Annotated in this window: 10 protein-coding genes; 2 read left to right on the top strand and 8 right to left on the bottom strand. The window is 39.2% G+C overall.

Going from position 1 to position 16,997, the window contains the following annotated elements:
* Positions 1-196: 196 nt before the first annotated feature.
* From HCX49_RS02175 to HCX49_RS02140, 8 genes are all read right to left on the bottom strand, one after another.
* Positions 197-1,318, bottom strand: a complete 1,122-nt coding sequence (locus tag HCX49_RS02175) for an acyltransferase family protein (protein WP_168126004.1) — start codon at positions 1,316-1,318, stop codon at positions 197-199.
* 8 nt (positions 1,319-1,326) lie between these two features.
* Positions 1,327-3,144, bottom strand: coding sequence for a right-handed parallel beta-helix repeat-containing protein (locus tag HCX49_RS02170; protein WP_168126003.1), 1,818 nt, complete (start codon positions 3,142-3,144; stop codon positions 1,327-1,329).
* 108 nt (positions 3,145-3,252) lie between these two features.
* On the bottom strand, positions 3,253-4,650 hold the full coding sequence (locus HCX49_RS02165; RefSeq protein ID WP_168126002.1) for a Gfo/Idh/MocA family protein: 1,398 nt from the start codon (positions 4,648-4,650) through the stop codon (positions 3,253-3,255).
* Positions 4,651-4,677: 27 nt separating this feature from the next.
* Entirely contained in the window at positions 4,678-5,145 is a 468-nt protein-coding gene (locus HCX49_RS02160; RefSeq protein WP_168126001.1) for a DUF5018-related domain-containing protein, read from the bottom strand.
* Between the two features lie 25 nt (positions 5,146-5,170).
* Complete coding sequence (locus HCX49_RS02155; RefSeq protein ID WP_021189090.1) at positions 5,171-7,045, bottom strand: RagB/SusD family nutrient uptake outer membrane protein; 1,875 nt, start codon at positions 7,043-7,045, stop codon at positions 5,171-5,173.
* Between the two features lie 11 nt (positions 7,046-7,056).
* Positions 7,057-10,350 carry a SusC/RagA family TonB-linked outer membrane protein gene (locus tag HCX49_RS02150; RefSeq protein ID WP_168126000.1) on the bottom strand — a complete coding sequence of 1,098 codons (3,294 nt, stop codon included), beginning with the start codon at positions 10,348-10,350 and terminating at the stop codon, positions 7,057-7,059.
* 200 nt (positions 10,351-10,550) lie between these two features.
* Positions 10,551-11,750 carry a FecR family protein gene (locus HCX49_RS02145; RefSeq protein ID WP_168125999.1) on the bottom strand — a complete coding sequence of 400 codons (1,200 nt, stop codon included), beginning with the start codon at positions 11,748-11,750 and terminating at the stop codon, positions 10,551-10,553.
* Between the two features lie 50 nt (positions 11,751-11,800).
* Entirely contained in the window at positions 11,801-12,382 is a 582-nt protein-coding gene (locus tag HCX49_RS02140) for an RNA polymerase sigma factor (protein ID WP_168125998.1), read from the bottom strand.
* A gap of 500 nt (positions 12,383-12,882) precedes the next feature.
* Between HCX49_RS02140 and HCX49_RS02135 the strand changes: the two genes are divergently transcribed.
* Entirely contained in the window at positions 12,883-15,714 is a 2,832-nt protein-coding gene (locus HCX49_RS02135) for a carboxypeptidase-like regulatory domain-containing protein (RefSeq protein WP_168125997.1), read from the top strand.
* Between the two features lie 17 nt (positions 15,715-15,731).
* Positions 15,732-16,970: a DUF4876 domain-containing protein gene (locus tag HCX49_RS02130; protein ID WP_206368150.1), complete on the top strand. Its 1,239-nt coding sequence runs from the start codon at positions 15,732-15,734 to the stop codon at positions 16,968-16,970.
* Positions 16,971-16,997: the final 27 nt, after the last annotated feature.

Below are 16,997 nucleotides of genomic sequence, written 5' to 3'. Positions count from 1 at the left end.
AGGGGATAGTAAAAAGCTATCCCCTTTAGTTTGTGAACCTTTAAAGTTAATCTCGTCTCATTTTAATAAGGAAAAAAACTAGTCGCTTTTACGTCACCGCACGCCCACCAAGACCCTACTAGACAGATAACTAACTTCTGTATCTCCACAGCCATCAATTTTTTTTTAGAATACCTACCAATGGTAAACCATAAACTTAAATTTTAACAAAAATGCGTGCTCTGTAGAATGCTAGCAAGATCAAAAAAACAAGTGTAAAATTACCTGTTGTCAAAATGAGTTGTTTATAAGTCGGCAGCATATTTTCTAGACCATAAGTCAAGGAATGTACAACAGATCTAAAATTAATCATCTCCCCTAAAAAATAAGCAACGATTGAATTCATGCCATAAATCTTCAGCCATTGGAAAGGCTTCAAAACTTTTTTCAGGTCGATAATATAGTAAAACACAGCCATCATCAAAAAGCAGATCCCTCCGGAAAAGAGCGTCATACTACTTGTCCAGATCCGTTTTATAATCGGCATCTGTAAACTCCATAATAATCCGATCGCCAGACAAACAACACCCGCCAAAACTAACTGCCAAAAAACACGTTTCGGGTTAGTCTTTATCCCAGTTTTCATCAACTTCCCTGCAAGACACCCCATCATAACGGTTACCGAAAAAGTTAAACTGCTCCATATCCAGCTGTAATCGTATTGATCAGAAAAAATAGCATTTCCATTCTTCCAGTACGCACCATCCGTAAATCCGCGCAAAAGCATTCGATCCACTTTAATCGCAAAATTTGACTGCGACGAATAATCCCCATCCAATAAAAAAGGTATAGCATATACGATCAGTAATACTATAGCGATCATAACGACCTTACGAATCCCCAGATTCAGGTATAGAACTGCCGTTACGACATAGCCCATCGCAATCGCCTGTAAAGTATTGGAATATAATTTAAACTGTTGCCAATCCCAGGACAATAGATTCCCCTGCATCACCATACCTAAGATCCATAAGATGAAGAACCGTTTGAAAATATGGCGGTAGATCGGCCCGGTAGGTAACCCTTTTTTATTATCCAAAGAAAACGGAATTGTTATCCCTGTCATAAATAAAAACAGGGGCATAACCAGGTCCCAAAAACGAAACCCGATCCATATTTCATGATCAAATTGATGTAATAAACTATGGTAATAAATATTATCCCAAACCTGTCCGACGCCAATTAAAATAGGTTGCAAACCAACCAGTAAGAAAAGATCAAACCCACGAAGTACATCTAACGATTCTAAACGATTTGATTTATTTGAAAGCGTATCCATCCCATTATTTAATTTATCGATTTTATCTCTTTCAGATCCGTCTTGATATCTTTTTTAGACATTTTTTCAATTTCAATCACCGCATCTTCACCCCCAAAATCGTTATTTCTAACGGTAACATTTTTAGCGCCTATCAATTGGATTTCAGCTCGCTTGTCGCCCGATTTCATAAAATTTGTCATCACAACCTTATTATTATTAAACAACAATCCATCTGTACTTTTTACCGACAAGACTGGATAATCATAGACTTTGAAGCGGTTATTTTCTATTTTAATATTCTTATGCACCCAATAATTAGGTAAAAATGCACTGTTTTGCGGAGAGATCTGAATGATATAATTTCCTGGATAAGAATTATAAGCGCAGTTTTCAAATAAATTATTTTCAATCGTAACATCCTGTACCGGACCAGACTCAAACCAACCCAATGCATCATTTTCAATTAAAATGGCGTGCATACCAATGCCTATAAAAACATTATTTTCGATGATAACTTTTTTACGGGTTGTCACCAGAATTCCTCTCGTATTCGTTCTTTCAAAACGAGAATTTCTGATCGTTACCGCAGGTGTAGCCGTTATATTCTCCAGAAATGTACCCACTTGAACAGCTTTAGAAATGGGTTTATCCAATTCGACCAGCATCTCCCTTTCAGAAACAAGCGAAGCTTTTTTTATAATGCCATCATTAAAAACCTGAAGCGTTGCCGGCTGTACAAATCCGACTGTATCTCCTTCATGAAATGCCATAAACCCATAACTTTGACCATGCATAAATCGAAGCTTCAATGCCGTTGGCGATACCATTTCAACCACTTTTAAATGTGTTCCATGCACATTGATGGGGTCATCATGCATACCTTTAAAACGGCAATTATCAACGATAACTTCCCCTTTACAACCAGAAAAATGCATACCGTCGGCAGAAGAAGCCATCACGCGGCCACTATGCATAGCAGGTTCGACATATACATGATCGTAATGTAGATTTTCAGAAAACTGCGAGACAATACCTAATCCCTGCATATAATGCATATAAACATGATCCAGCGCAATATCCTTCGACTCATAGACCAATGCCCCCACATAATCGCGATAAGTATCCCGAACCGTTAAGATATCACCAGATTTCCCCTTAAACTTCGAAAAATCACCGGTGAATTTCACTTTTAAAGGTGCAATGATCTGGGCTTTACTATTTCTAAAAGGTATCCAGCTGCTGTATACATTAATACCCTTTACCGTATCCACCAATATTGCGTGGAAGTTTTTGCTCACCCATTTTTCTCCGTACCATGCTAAGGTATTATCGATAATATCAAATTTAGCATCAGGATGCACATTTCCGATCACATATTGAGAAGTTGCCTCCACAATAGTAAGTTCAGACATACCAGGTCGCTCATAATCGATTTTAACATTTTGAATCCGGATATTTTCACAGTTGTCCAAAATCCAGGAAATCATTTTTCCATGAAAGATAAAAGTAGCATTGTTGCCTTCGATGGTGATGTTTTTCATTCCCTTTAAGTAAAGACCTGCCCGTTGCTTCTTGGACGGATATTCTTCCTCAGTAGATGTATTGCTAATATAGTAAACATGCTCTTCCGCTTGATCTGGCCAAAAATCATATCTCCCTTCCGGAAAATTAATCACCGAACTCGTTTCATTGCGAGCAGCCTCTATAGCCTTACGTACTGCAGATGTCGCATCCGAGAAACTATTAGGTATAGCACCATATTCGGTTACGTCGATCTTCTTTTGTGCTTGGAGTACATTATTGAAAAATAGCGTAATCACCAGCAATAAATAACTTGTTTTCATATCATTAAGCCTATTTAAATTAAAACAAATCCATTAAAAAAAACGTATCCTTGGTCATAGGCCAAGGATACGATCACTACATATTATTGCGCCATACAAGCGTCCGACTTATTTAAATGATGTGGTACCACCACCTTTTAATGTCAGTTCCATTTTAAGATTGGTTTTCCATTTTCCTCTTGTAAAATCAGGTACATCAATTGAGTTAGAGCGCTTTTTAACCGATTGCTCACTTAATGGTGCAATTGCACTCCATAACGCAGCATCATAAACGTCTTGATCGAGCGGTAAACCATTACGCAGACAATCAATTAACCGCCAATCCATCATCATATCCATACCGCCATGTCCACCTATTTTTTTTGCCATCTCCCCCACTTTCTGTACGATTTCAGGTCTAAATTGTTCTTCCAAACGTTTCATTTCATCAGGAGAGATCCAATCATGTCCAAAAGCAATCCGCTCCGGTTCCGGCCATTTTTGTGCAATGCCCTTTGTACCAGAAATCTGATGGATACGTGAGTACGGTCTTGGGCTAGACACATCGTGCTCCACTACAATTGTGCGACCTTGATAGGTTTTGATAGTCGTCACATTCATATTACCACGATAAGTATGTTTTGCAAAAGGCCCATAGAATGGATCTTTCGCCGCCAATGATTTAGCAAGAGGTTCCATACTGAAATCTTTTGAAGACATGGACGACAAATATTCCATTTTATCACCTCTATTGATATCCATGATCTGACAGATCGGTCCCAACCCATGGGTTGGATAAAGATTACCATTCTTAAAATTTTCCTTTAACCGCCACATATCGTAATAACTGTTCTTTCCAAAATTTTCATGGAGCAGATCATGTATATAAGCACCTTCACCATGGATAATCTCTCCGAAAATCCCCTGTCTAGCCATATTTAAAGTCATCAGCTCAAAAAAATCATAGCAGCAGTTTTCGAGCATCATGCAATGCTTTTGATATTTCTCCGATGTCTCCACCAATTCCCAACAATCATCCACTGTAGTGGCAGCAGGCACTTCGATAGCCACATGTTTATCTGCTTTCATCGCATAATTCGCAATTTTCGCATGTAAAGACCAAGGTGTACAGATATAAACCAGATCGATGTCCTGTCGATCACAGAGCTCTTTCCATGCTTCTTCCTTATCCGCGTATACCGCAGGCTTTTTACTACCTTTTACTCCATTGGCAGATTTTTCAGCGTAACTTCTTCTGATATCACAGATGGCATTAATTTCGACACCTTGAATATGGTCAATCCGGTAAACAGCAGATGCACCCCTATTTCCCACGCCAATAAATCCAATGCGCACCACATCAAGCTTTGGCGCAGCAAAACCACACATATTGCTCTGCGATTTTAAGTTTTGTACCGCAGCATCAGTCCAAGTTTCCTCAGCGGGATTAGCCATTAACTTATTTCCCATTATCCCTAAACTTGTCAAACCTGCCAAGCGGATAAAATCTCTACGAGAAGTTTCCATTATCGTTTTTTAAAAAGTATTTCTTAATTATTTCTTAAATGACACCACCCTGATTGTCCATGTTTTAGCATTCCCATTTGCCGCTGTAACCTGGTACTGCCATTCCTTCGTTAAATCCGCAGGATCACCTAGTTTAGGAGCACCACCTATGGGAGCAATTTTTGCCGCGGTCGATATATCCATATACATCCACAAATAATTCTGCATCAACTTCTTGCGAACTTCCTCCGTAAAAGTACCAGACGCTTGCGGTACCTCAATAGACAATTCGATCGTATTGCTATTTGCTACGACATTCTTCTGCACATTCAGTCGCTGATAAGCGACCACCGGTTTATCATTCAATATTTTACCACTTTCATAGCGGTATTCGACGTAAACATTATCAATATTATTCACATCCCAGCTTTCATACTCCGGTAATCCCTTTTTAAGACAACCGTTCAGTAGCACCAGGATCATAGCTGCGAAGCCTATTATCTGTATTCTTTTCATTTTCATTATCTTTAATCATTAAAACTTACCAACCTGGATTCTGTAGACCAAAATTTGGATTACGATCCAGAAAAGATTGCGCTATAGGAAACAGGTATCTTCTCGAAGCATCAAATTCACGTACGTTATTCGACGAAAAGAAAGCTCCCGATACAATTGAAAAATGTTTTCTATCCTTACTCATATCCATCACCTGTGGAAGAGCCGTCAATTCAGGAATTGTAGCGCCCGAAGCTAAACCATGATTGGCATTGCCCCCATATCTCCCCCATCTCAACAAACTCCAGTAGTAGTCATTTTCTAAAACAAGATCCACTCTTCGCTCCCTTTTATAATCTGTCCACGCTGTGGCTAGATCTGACAGTTTCGCGGGTGGCAGTTGACCATGGGTAACCCGTGTCTGATTCAACAACTCAACTGCTTTCGGTAAATTTTGCTGCAACAGGTAAGCTTCGGCCATATTAAGATATACCCGTCCCAAACGCGTAGACACATAGTGATAATCCGTTGGCACACCGACATATATGCGCGGATTAACATTATTGTAAACCCCTTTTCGCCAATACATATTCGTCAAGGAAGTATAATAGGCCTGGCCGTTCAATTTCATCCAGCGCCCCGCATTACCTTTCACATCCGTAGTTAATGTTTCGCCATATAAAACTGCTGAAGAGTCACTCAATACACTGGCATTCCAACGAGCATCCCTACTTGCATTCGTTATTTTCCAGATGGTCTCTGTTTTACCGGGCTTGATCGACCCCCGTTTCACTTCCGACTCACCCGCTGCTTTTGGTATCAGCGATGTAGCGATTAGTGCCTGTTCATCCACCGCATTTTTATACTGCGAAGTTTCATACCAGCGCACAGCTTTCTGCTTATCTTGATCGTCTATTACTAAATAATCATCGGTCAGATTCATAGAAGGTCCATGATCACCCCAAGCTTCAAAAATGCGGATCGAAGATTTCAATAATGGAGTAGCCCCCGCTAACTTGATATTATCATTATTCAGATTTGGAATCATCACCTGCATCGGTGTTCCATCGCAGGTTGTATTGATCGCTTTACGGTAAACCCCAAAAATAATTTCGTTTGAATTCGGTTTCACTTCGTTGAACATCGCCCCGTATTCGGCCTCCAATTGATATCCGCCAGACTTCACAATCTCACCATATTGGATCACTTTCGCCAATAAAGGATTGTTTGGTGCCACCGTATTAGCCTGTGGATAACCTTCATAAGCAAGCGCCTGTAAACAGACCTCCGTTAACATTGCCGCCGCGACATATTTATTAGCTCTACCGTTTATTTTTGCAGTTGCAAGTCCTTCAACGGCATCTTCCAGATCTTTAATAATATAACCATAAGATTCCGTCGGATTTTTTGTCGCCGGCAGCATAAGCTCATCATTTGGTGTCAGTACCTTATCGATCCAAACAATCCGGCCAATTCTTCTTGCTACATGGTAATAAGACATCGCTCTTAAAAACTTTGCTTCCGCGATCAATTCTTTCTTATCTGCCTCGCTAATCCCTGCAGATGCACCGACATTCTGAATAATCAAGTTACAGCGACGTACATTTGCCCAGTTATTAAACCCCATATCTGACGTTCGGTCCAACCGTTCTGTAAATACATTTGCCGCACCATTATAGGTGCCATCCATGCTGATCAGATTCATGGTCCAGGCATCCGTTGCAGGACCGCCGTTAAAATTATTCATGATACCGTAAGTGCCGAAAATAAACGTCTCGGCATTGGCACGATTTGTCCAAATAACTTCCTCTCCCACTTTATCAAAAGGCTGTGTATCCAGCACATCCTTACATGAGTTTAAGGATAAAGTCAAAATGAATAAAGCAGCCGATATATAGGTAATCTTTTTATTATTTTTCATATACATTAAACTTAAAATCCAACATTTACACCAATAGAAATTGTACGCTGAATCGGGTAATTTTCATTATTTTGATCCGATTCCGGATCCACAAAATATTTCTTCGTATTCGAAATGGTCAGCAGATTGGTACCACTCGCAAAAACCCGGAATTGTTTAAATTTTGTATTCTTCAGCAACTGTGATTTTAGGTCATAGCCCAATTGAAAATATTTTAAGCGTACAAAACGAGACGGTAATATCCAAAAATCACTACTCACAAAGTTATTACCGCCATTGACGCCAGAGGTAGATACCTGCCTTGGGAACAGCGCATCGGTATTGTCTGTACGCCAGTAGTCCTGTTGAAATCCGTAAATAAGCATATTATCAGGATTACTGCCCTGCATTATTCCACCTAAATAGCGATCCCTGTTACCAGAACCCATTATTACTGCAGACAGTGACCAAGCTTTATATCCAAGATCGATTGTTGTACCATAATTGATTCTAGGGAATGAGGCATTACCGATACGGGTCTGATCATTGCCATCAATTTTACCATCGCCGTTAAAATCTTGGTAGCGCAAATCACCGGCAATCACATTGATCGAACTGATCCGTCGGGCACCATACAGTAAATCTGCATTATCCTGATAAAACCCTTGACTGGTATATCCCGTTGCAACCCCCAGATTAAGCGTTCCGGATTCCCTTGTATATGGATTTTTAAGCGCTGCATCATCCTCTCCGGGATTACGTTCCCACAGTTGGTTGAAATAAGTAAAGTTAACACCTAGTTTATATGAAAAATCACCTTTCTTGTCATTCCAGGTCAGATTAAACTCCGCTCCATGTCTACGCATCGCTCCCGGATCAAAGTTTATTGGAGGAAGCCCAATACCTAAAGTGGCAGCATAACGTGTATCTGCTACCACATACCCAGTGGTACGTTTATAGAAATAATCAAATGAACCACTTAAACGACTATTAAGTGAACTGAAATCCAATCCGATATTTCGTTCGCGGATACTATACCAAGAAAACATCGTACTTGGAAGGCTCCCTGGCTCAGAAGTTCCCTGCACCGGTCGGTCATTGACCACCCATGTATTTGCATTGATGGAGTACCCTGGTACATATGAAAACGGCGTAATTCCTTCTGCACTACCAACCAGTCCATAAGAACCTCTTATTTTCAAATAATTCAAGATATTACGCTCTTTCAGCTCTTTAAAATAGTTTTCTTCAGACAGGGCATAACCACCTGAAAAGGCATAAAATGTACCCCATTGTTTTTGTTTTGGAAAAAGATCCAGCCCATCATAACGCAAGGATGCATCTACGAAATACTTTGAATCATAATTGTAAGATAGACGCCCCACATAACCCGCACGTCCACTTTCAGATTCCGAACCACTGGCCAGTTGGTTTACTGTAGGTCCTGCCACAAATTGATCAAACAATATTTGATATTGCTGACGTGTTGCCGATACCGAGCTGCCTAAATTTTTAGCCTGTTCATATACTCCAGTAAAATCCACATTATGCTTACCAAACTGTCGGTTATAAAGCAAATAACCCTGTAATAACAGTGTACTTCCATCACCACGCGTTGCGGTTAGATTCGGTGGATTTCCCAATATGGGTGTTTTACTGCCATTCGCATAAGAGGGAGCAGTCAAGTTCCATGATTTATTTTTTGAATTCCACATGTTATAGTTTCCATTGGCCTTCAAGGTCAATCCTTCTAAAAAAGGAGCTGTATATTCTAAGGAAAGAATACCATTAAAAATCCTCGAATTGGACTTATAATATCCCGACTGGTCTGATAGTTCTACCGCAGGATTGTCCGTTGTATTTGCCGAAGGAAGTCCAAATTCATTATAGGCAAGCTGTGAAGATTTTCTTTGCTGAATGTGCTGAAAGAATGCGCCATAAGAAGAAGCCGTAGACGAACTCGGAAGTATATTGTCTTCTACGTAACCATCCAATCCCGTAGTCACTTTCAAGTTCACCTCCTTAAAGTTACTCACCGTATTCAAACGATAGGTAATACGCTTATTATGGTTATTATCTGTCCGCAGGTTACTGTTTTGATTATAGTAAGATCCCGAAGCAAAATAAGTCAATTTTTCAGTTCCAGAAGTGACAGACAAATCGTGTCGCTGTTCGGAAGCAAAATCCTTCATTCCAACTTTTCTCCAGTCGGTATTTGGATACTCAAATGGCTTTTCCTGTGTTCTGTAAAATTCCAGAATATTTTCTGGAGTAGGTATCTGTAAACCCTCAAATTTGTATACATCATTGATCGTTTTCAAATTCTCATAAGAACTCAATTTTTCAGGAAAAATAGTCGGTTGAGAAATCGTTTCATTAAACGTATAGTTGATATCCATCTGCCCATCCCTACCCTTTTTTGTGGTTACCAAAATAACGCCATTTCCACCTTGTGCACCGTAAAGCGCTGTAGCGGCAGCATCTTTTAATACCGAGTAACTTTGGATATCACCAGGGTTGATATTCACAAAATCATTAGCAGAACGAATCACATTATCGATTACATACAGCGGCGTACCCGCACCACGAATAGAGACCGAGCTTTTAGCTCCTGGAGCACCCGAACTACTGGTCACTATAACACCCTGTATACGACCTGCAATACCATCATTGATAGACTGAACCGGTAATTTAGCGACATTATCGATATCTAAGGTACTGATAGAACTGTTGATATTCTTACGGTTACTATTACCATAACCAACCACGATAACCTCATCCAAAGCCGCGACATCGCGAACCATATTAATCAATAATTCATTTTGACCAGCTTTCACCTCTTGGGTGAAAAAACCTATATATTTAATTACAATGGTCGCATTTGGTTTACAGTCCGTCAATGTAAAAAAGCCATTTTCGTCTGTTGTCGTACCATTTAAGGTTCCCTTTTCAAGTACCGTAGCACCGGCTATCGGCTCTCCTTCTTCATTGACGATTTTACCTTTTACGGTCACTTTCTGTACAGATAAATCTTTCTGTGGTAACAAATAGATCATACCGTTCTTGATTTTATAAGAAATGGCATATCTATTTTTTAACACATTAAGTGCTTCCTCTAAGTTTACATTTCTAAAATCAGCATCAACAGTACCGACAGATTCTATAAAATCAACATTATAAAAAATATCATGATTTGACTGCTGTTTAATTTGTTCCAGAACTTCTGCTAATGGCGCATTTTTCAGATGTAGATTTATTTTTTGGGAATACGCAGCTCCATAAGAGGTTAAAGTTCCCAAAAGTGTTAACACGGCGATTAATTTCATAATCAGTAAGTCATACATAATTGGTCTATGCTTAAATTTTAGGCAATAGACCACATAATACAATTTCTTGTATAGAATTTTTAAATTCATACTTTTGTAAGGTTAGGTTATAAGATTCGTTTTTTAATTTCCTGGCATTATCGGATGTGCTGGTACCACATCCGATTCCTTTTTTTAATCGTGTTTGTTTTTTATCATAATCATATTTTAAAAGTTAATTGGTTATTTATTAATTTTATTTTAAGGCCACCTACTTCATTTAGAACTTCCACAACCTCTTCAATCGTAAGTTCTTGGGGAATTGTCCCTTGAAAGCGTAGGTCGGGCACAGTATCCCAGTCCACCTCCACGTTATACCAACGCGTCAGATCTTTCAGCATAATTTTTAACGGCGTATTGTTATAAATAAACTTGCCTGTCGTCCAACCCAATATTTCATCATGATCAACAATTGCTTGCTGCTTTATTTGCATGTGATTTTTCTCGATATCCAGCTGCTCCCCAGGTCTAAGCATACGTTCTGATCCAATACGGTCGCCTTCTAGCACCTTTACAGATACTTTACCTTCAAATAATGCTGTAGAAACTGCTTCTTCATCTAAATAATTGCGCACATTAAATTTCGTCCCGAAAACCTGGATTAATTGATTCGGAGTTTTCACTAGAAATCGCTTTTCTTTATTATGAGCTACTTCAAAATATCCTTCCCCAACGAGTTCCGTCCCTCTATTATCATCCGAAAAGATCATTGGAAATTTAAACTGCGACATCGAATTGATCAGGGCTATACTACCATCTGCCAATAATACTTCCATATGCTTACCCTTAGGAACATCAAGACTTACCCATTCTATACCCTTTTCTTCAGTTTCTTTTTTAGTGAAAACTTGGATTTTATCGACTGCTAATTGCTCAATCCGAGCTTCTTGATTTTCATACAGGAGTTTTGGACCATGGGCTATTGAATCTAAATAGACCACATCACCATTGGCAAACAAAAGCTTCGATTGAATCGATTTTTTTTCTAATGAACTTGAAGCGACAGAAGAGACTCCATGTGCTTTTAAGAAAAATTTATACATAGGAACTGAACTTGCAAGTAACATGCAAGCTGCAGCATAAGAAATCCATCTGATATTTTTTTTGAAGAATCCTTTTTCTTCGGCACCGTTTATCCGTTTGTTTAAATAGGCATCTGTTTTCAAAAATGACTGGCGCATTTTGAATTGAAAATCAAGATCATCACTTAAGTCATGCGACCAGTTCGATTCGATGAGTTTCTTTACCTCTCCTTCATATTGGTCGTCAGCAAAATACCGAAACAAAAGATCCAACTCTTGCTCAGTACATTCTTTCCGCAAAAATTTTGCGAATAATTGGTTTAGTTCTTTTTCAGACAATGGTTTATTGTTATTGATTGTACCTAATACGAATCGTAACGAAAAACCAATTACTTAAAAATGTAAAAAAATAAAATTAATGTGTAATAATCTGATTTCCAATTCTTTTTTATTATACGAGATGCCTTAACAATATGACTATTTACTGTAGCAATCGAAATATTGAGCAGTTTAGAGACATCTTCATAACTTCTTCCTTCCAATTTACAAAGAATATATACTTGACGGCATTTTTCAGGAACCTGTTCTAATATTTTATCTAAATAAGCTTGAGTTTCTTTAAGATCGAGGGCATTCTCCGTATCATTTCCAGAGGTTTTCAGGTAATAAGTCTTAAATGTATCTAATTTCTTTCTATTGGCCGTTAACTGCCTCAAATGATCATAAACCAGGTTTTGAGCAATCATATAGAGATAAGATTTAAAGGATTTATCAGGATCCAGTCTGTCTCTTTGATTCCAGATTCGAACAAACACATCCTGAAAGATTTCCTGGCTCAACTCGTGCGATTTTATCAACTTAAAAATAGCGGTATAGATTAAGGGTCTATAACGATGATATAAGTCTTCAAAAGCTTCAGTATTCCCTTCAATTAGCTCCTTAACCCTTTTCCTTTCCTCTACTGGTTGCATTTTATTGATTAATAATTAGGTATGTATAATAATTAAGATCAAAATTATCATAAAATTTAGAAAAACAAAATTACTTAAGAAATCCAGCCCTACAAATTTATGATCGATTGTAAATACAAAAAGATAAGTTTTTATCTATACATTTTATCATCCATTACAATCTCCAGCCCGCCCCAGCGCAATGTATTTAATCATATTCAGTTAGTACAAAAGTTATGAGATGAGATTGTTATTAGGTTATTTAGCAAGCTATTTCCCCTAGTTACTACTTTACTCACTACTTTGCTACTACGTTACTCCATCACTTGTTACTCCGTCACTCCTTCACTTGTTTCTATGTTACCTTAATCTGACTCCGCTAGAGGAGCATCATAATTCCATATTTTCTATTCAATAATCTTGTAAAAAGCATTTTAATAAAAATCAGCAATTTTCTAAAAGCAATTTAGTTGCATTTACAATATATACCTTTATATTTGTCAAAACTTAGCCGAATAAAAATGATCGTTAAAAAATTTAAGCATCTGCCCAGTCTAGTGGTAGTTCTTGCAGGTTTAAATTCCACTTCCGTTTTTGCACAAGAATCCCATCAAATTAAAGGAACAATCTTTTCGCAAGATTACGGAGCAAACAAAAAACCGCTGGCGAATGCAACAGTCGCCATTCAGAACATAGGACTTAGCACCACAACAGACCACAATGGAAACTTCAGCTTCTCTGCCATTCCTGCTGGACAACTGAAAATAAATGTATCCTATGTTGGAAGAGTTACTTCCGATACAGTAGTTTATTTTTCAGGTAAAATACCCCATCTTGAATTTTTACTTCGAGCCACAAATTTCAGACTGCAAGAAGCGGATGTAACTGCAAAAAATGAAAACAGCTATAACGGTACTTCTTCCCTGATCTCGCGCAACGCACTGGATCACCTACAGGCAAATAGTTTGGCTGATGTCATGGCACTTTTACCTGGCGGAACGGTCAGCAATCAGGATTTAACCGGTAGTAAACAGATCAATATCCGTAACGTGGTCGGTTCAAATAGTAACGCAAATGCATTTGGCACCGGTATCGTGTTAAACGGTACTCCAATGAACAACAATGCCAATCTCCAGACTATTTCCGCTACTGTTGCCGGAAATACGGCACCCTTAGCCGGCGGAGCTAACCCCAGCGGCGGTTTTGATACGCGACTACTAGCAGTCGATCATATCGAATCGATCGAGATCATACGTGGTGTACCAAGTGTTGAGCACGGTGATATTACCAACGGACTGGTCATCGTCAAAACGCAGGCTGGACAAGCGCCATTGAGAATCAATGCAAAGACCAATCCGAATGTATACCAACTATCCCTCTCAAAAGGTCTTTTACTTGGAAAAGATGCCGGTGCATTAAATATCGCTTTAGACTATGCCAAGAATACCAATGATCCGGTACAATCGTACCTGAGTTATCAGCGGTTCAATGCGAACAGCCAATACAGCAATTCTTTTTTTGATAAAAGATTGCGTACAAACTCAACTTTAAGTGTGCTTTTCGGAAAAGATACTCGTAGACAAAATCCGGATGATGCCGTAACCATGAAAGCTTCCAGCGGACGTGATCTGGGATTATCTTTCAATACAGAAGGAAACCTCTCTTTCACTGCAAAGTGGCTTAAAAACATCAACTATGTCGCCAACATTGCTTACACCAACAAAACCGCCTTTGCACAGGAACAGCAGACTTCGGCGACAGCCCCCTATTCCATGACCAAAGAAGACGGGACTATGCTCACAAACAAACCCGGCATGCCGATTTATGATGTCGATGGTCATCTTCTAAACCCTCAAAGTCTGCCCCTTACTGATCATTATGCACACTACTTGCCCAGTACTTATCTCGGTATGTACAATATATACGGCAAAGAATTCAGTACCTTTTTAAAAGCGAAAGCAACATTTTTCAATAATATCGGAAATACTCAAAATAAGTGGTCAATAGGTGCCGATTATAGAATCAATAAAAACTTCGGAAAGGGAACTGTTTTTTCACCAACAGCACCGCCCTACCGCAACCTGTCTTACGTAAACTCGACTTATCGACCTCGGGCATTTCAAGACATTCCTGCATTTAACCAGTTTGGTGCCTATGCTGAAAATCAGTTTTCCATGGATCTCGGCGAACGCCAATTAGCGATAGCAGCAGGAATTCGATATGATGTTTTTTCGACCAATAAGCAAGCTTTGTCCCCACGTGTTAATCTAAACTATGAACTGGTTCCGCGTACACTTAATTTTCGAGCGGCATACGGTAAATTAGCAAAGGGTCCCAGCCTACTTTACCTCTACCCGCAAGCTGCTTATTTTGAATACATCAATATCAACGAGATGGCAGATTCATATCTCGCAGAAGAAGAGCGAGTTTTTATGACCACAACACGAAGTTTTGAGACGAAAAACACGAACCTTAATATCGCTTCCAATGAACGTATCGAAATCGGTACAGATCTGTTTTTGGGTAAAAAGAAATTTTCAATAACCGCCTTTCGCGACCATTTGAGAAATGGCTATGCAATGGGACTCACTCAAAACTCTTTTAAACCCGTCAGTTATATAGAATATGAGCGGACAGGTGATAACAGTAAGCCCATCTATGAAGTAGCTGCAAACAACCCTGTATTGGCAAAATATAATATGCCTACCAACAACAGGCAGATCAATACCAAGGGAGTTGAAATTGACTTTTCTCTCGGAAGATTTGAAAATATCCGGACCGAATTTGCTTTGAACGGTGCTTGGATCCGTAACGAAAGCTACTCCAATGATTATCATTATTTTGACGACAATAGCACAACTGGTGGTGCTGGACGAACACATATTGCCCTGTATGATCCCAACATAAGCCGTTCTTATGAGCAGTCTATGACTTCCACCCTGACCACTACCCACAATATCCCTAAAATAGGATTTGTCGTGACACTACGTACCCAGGTCATCTGGAATGAAATTAACTGGAACACGTTTGGGAATGATTCTATCCCCATTAAGTATATCTCAAAATTCGACGGAAAAGTTCATGATTTCGATCCTGCGCAAAGCGAAAACCCCGAATTTAAACCATTAATGCGTAATATCAACCGGTTAAATGCCATTCGCGAGTCTTTCAGTCCGCTCCTTTCTTTCCATATCAATATCAGTAAAGAGATCGCAGATCTTGGACGCATTTCATTCTTTGCAAACAATATGTTCAGACACTATCAGATCGCATCATCACAACGTATAAAAGGATATTATTACAAAAGAAATGTTCCCTATTACTTTGGGATGGAACTCTCTTTCAAATTATAATTTATAAAAATCAGATCATGTCAACAGTTAAAAACTATATAGGGCTTGCCATGAGTATCCTATTACTCTTTGGTTCATGTAAAAAAATCAATTCGGCACTGGATACACCGATTGTCCAGTATTACAAAATTCAAGTCAAAACAACATCAACAATACCAACAATTTCAAATTTGGACGGATTAACAGTCAAGTTCACCAATTTTAAAGAGGGAATCGTAAGATCCGGAACCATTGCTCACGGTCAGCTCCTAATGGATAGCCTTCCCCCGGGCTTATATAGCATCAACATCGCCGGGTTGCGAAAGGATGATCTTGAAGATTCATATTACTTAAATGCAGGTGTGGTCAATTATGGTATTGTAAAAAATGACCAGCAGCTCAATCTAGCTGTAAGCGGACTCAAACAGAGCCCTTTAGTATTCAGTCAGATCTATTACTCAGGGTCAGCACCTTTCTATTTTAGGGATCAATTTTATGAAATATACAACAATTCAGAGGAAACGGTTTACTTAGACGGTTTACACTTTGCAACTTTGACTCCGACCATAGCCACCCAAGTATTACCTGTATGGTCGACTGAGGATGGAGACAAATACGTTTACGGTGACCGTGTTTGGAAAATTCCCGGTACAGGAAAAGAATATCCCCTACTTCCTGGCGAATCCATTCATATAGCCCAATTTGCAGCAAACCATAAACTCGCACAATATAACCCTTCATCACCAATCGATTGTTCGACAGCTGAATTTGAATTTAACATGGACAATCCCAATTTCCCCAATCAGCCCGCATTGGATATGCAGCACGTATTTTATAATGGCAATTCATCCAAAGGATCTGTACCGCAATACCTGACCTCGGTCTTTGGAGCGGCATACGTTATTTTCCGCATACCAGAGGCATCAAACTGGGATCCTGTAAACAATATAAACCTCAGGACCAGAAATCTTGGAACCACAGGTACCCAACTTTTTGCCAAAATACCGCGCAGCTACCTTTTAGATGCTGTGGAGGCAGGACACAATGCCAATATGATCACCGCCAAAAGAGTTCCTGCTGAAGTGGATGCCGGTATGACGTACGTCGGAGCGACATATATCGGACAGGCAGTAGCCCGTAAAGTCAGGGAGAAAAAAGAAGATGGCCGACCTTTCTACATGGATACAAATAATAGTACGGATGACTTTGAACGCAATACTGCTCCTCAATTCAGAAGAAATGGCGAAAAAAAACCGAACTGGAGCCATGCGAATTAAGCTAAAAAATTACGATCACCTAGCAAT

This window comes from Sphingobacterium sp. B16(2022) (genome assembly GCF_012030425.1).
GTDB classification, from domain to species: Bacteria; Bacteroidota; Bacteroidia; order Sphingobacteriales; family Sphingobacteriaceae; genus Sphingobacterium; species Sphingobacterium anhuiense.
Note: the sequence above shows the minus strand (reverse complement) of the source record. Positions and strands in the feature narration are given on the sequence as shown.

Bases quoted from the DNA above. Each gene is read 5' to 3' on its own strand.
- HCX49_RS02165 (WP_168126002.1), bottom strand. From the start codon at position 4,650: ATGGAAACTTCTCGTAGAGATTTTATCCGCTTGGCAGGTTTGACAAGT.
- HCX49_RS02160 (WP_168126001.1), bottom strand. From the start codon at position 5,145: ATGAAAAGAATACAGATAATAGGCTTCGCAGCTATGATCCTGGTGCTA.
- HCX49_RS02130 (WP_206368150.1), top strand. From the start codon at position 15,732: ATGTCAACAGTTAAAAACTATATAGGGCTTGCCATGAGTATCCTATTA.
- HCX49_RS02175 (WP_168126004.1), bottom strand. From the start codon at position 1,318: ATGGATACGCTTTCAAATAAATCAAATCGTTTAGAATCGTTAGATGTA.
- HCX49_RS02135 (WP_168125997.1), top strand. From the start codon at position 12,883: ATGATCGTTAAAAAATTTAAGCATCTGCCCAGTCTAGTGGTAGTTCTT.
- HCX49_RS02155 (WP_021189090.1), bottom strand. From the start codon at position 7,045: ATGAAAAATAATAAAAAGATTACCTATATATCGGCTGCTTTATTCATT.
- HCX49_RS02150 (WP_168126000.1), bottom strand. From the start codon at position 10,350: ATGAAATTAATCGCCGTGTTAACACTTTTGGGAACTTTAACCTCTTAT.
- HCX49_RS02140 (WP_168125998.1), bottom strand. From the start codon at position 12,382: ATGCAACCAGTAGAGGAAAGGAAAAGGGTTAAGGAGCTAATTGAAGGG.
- HCX49_RS02170 (WP_168126003.1), bottom strand. From the start codon at position 3,144: ATGAAAACAAGTTATTTATTGCTGGTGATTACGCTATTTTTCAATAAT.